Here is a 1,958-nt window from a genome sequence, read left to right as displayed (position 1 = left end):
GGCCATGGTCAAAGCTTTCCACGACCAAGGTATGGAAGTTTATCTCGATGTGGTCTATAATCACACCGGAGAAGGGGGCAATTGGGGCAGCAACGATGTCACCGGATTTGTTAGTTTTGGTGGTTTTGATGTGGTGGAATACTATCAACTCACCGATGAACATTATCTAGTCGATGGAGCGACAGGCTGCGGAAATCAATTAAACTTTTCCCATATTGTCACCTGTAATCTGGTTCTTGATTCCCTCACCTATTGGTTAGAAACCATGGGAGTTGATGGTTTTCGTTTTGATCTGGCCCCCGTCCTCGGCCGAACTCCTTCTAGTCATCAACGAGAAGATCGGGGCAAACAAAAACAATTCTTCCCTAAACATACTTTGTTAGAAAAGATCGAGCAATTAGGCAAGAAATACGATGCCGAAATGATCGCCGAAGCTTGGGATAGCTGGGGTTACGAAGTGGGGAATTTCCCGACGGGTTGGGGCGAGTGGAATGGCCGTTATCGCGATGCAATTCGGCGTTTTTTAAAGGGAGATGGTAATACTTTTAAATTCATCGAACAGGTGAACGGAGATTATTGCAATTTTAACGACCAAGGCGGACCACAAAAATCGATCGATTTTATTGTTGCCCACGATGGTTTTACCCTGATGGATTTGGTCAGTTATAACCATAAAAATAACCTCACTCCCTGGCCCTTTGGCCCTTCCGATGGCGGCAATAATAATAACGATTCTTGGGATTCTGGGGGTGATCATGCCCTACGTCGCCAAAGATTACGCAACTTTTGGACGATTCAATTTTTGTCTCGCGGTGTTCCCATGACTGTCTGGGGCGATGAATTTGGCCGCAGCCAAAATGGTAATAATAATCCCTACAATATTGATAGTGTGGCCACTTGGAATAATTATGATATGATCGCCACCCGTTCACCCCATCTACTGCCCACGGGTTATCGGGAAGCTTATCACAATAATTTTGGCACGGGAACTAATCAAGAAGAACGCAATCCTTTATTTATTTTTGCCGCTTATATTGCTCACTTAAGAAACAATCATATAGCACTAAAACAGCGCCGCTATGGCGATATGGTTCTCGATGCAGGCAATGATGTCACCTATTTATTTAAAAAACCCGATGGGGTTAGCGATTTAACTGCCGATGATCGCTGTATTTGGTTTTTAATTGATGGTAGTGCCGTCGGCGATCACGATTTTTTGGTGTTAATTAATATGTATTATCTGCCAGTGGATTTTCGTCTTCCCCCGTCATCGAATAATTATCGTTGGCTAAGAATTATTGACACGGCAGCTTGGGCAGAAACCGATTATAATTGTTGGTCTGTGGATCAAGGGACAGTAATTGCCGATAACTATAAAGTCAATGGTTTTTCGATCGTGGTTTGCGAGGAGATTAACTGAACTACCCACAGCGATATCGGGGGTAATTTGGGGACAGATAGGGCAGCCCGCTAATATTGAGATCGAGAGCGATTCTTAGCCGATTTCTGCTATATTTTTGGCAATAGGGAAATATTGACCCCGGCTGCATCTTATGTTTTATAACCCGCACTTAGCCCAAAATTACCGTTAAATGTCTAAAACTAAAAGTACTGTTATTATCCTAACCATAATTTGTATTATCGCCACGGCGATGGGAGTTTATCTAATCGGTGGTATCGACTCCCAACAATTACAGATCTCGTTAAAACAAATGGGAATTATAGCCCCCATTTTGTATATTATTCTCTATACGATTGGGACAATTTTAATCCTGCCTTCTACCCCCTTAAACCTCAGTGGTGGGGCGATCTTTGGGGTAGTTATGGGAACAGTTTGGACAACGATCGCCGCTTTGGTGGCCGCTATAGTTGCCTTTGCTTTTACCCGTACTATCGGCCGGGAATATACCGCCAAAAAATTTCAGGGAAAATGGCAAGCGATCGATGCAGAAATGCAG

At 43.6% G+C, this 1,958-nt stretch carries 1 protein-coding gene and 1 pseudogene; both read left to right on the top strand.

Translation table 11 applies throughout. The features are described from left to right. A pseudogene (locus PX484_RS15010) lies at nucleotides 1-1,420 on the top strand (glycogen debranching protein); the annotation flags it as partial. A gap of 172 nt (nucleotides 1,421-1,592) precedes the next feature. Further along, the coding region (locus PX484_RS15005; protein ID WP_353853239.1) for a VTT domain-containing protein at nucleotides 1,593-1,958 on the top strand (366 nt) is incomplete at its 3' end.

Origin of the sequence: Microcystis sp. M49636_WE2, from assembly GCF_030065375.1 — a bacterium.
In the GTDB taxonomy this organism is placed as follows: domain Bacteria; phylum Cyanobacteriota; class Cyanobacteriia; order Cyanobacteriales; family Microcystaceae; genus Microcystis; species Microcystis aeruginosa_C.
This window is presented reverse-complemented; position numbering and strand designations above follow the sequence as displayed.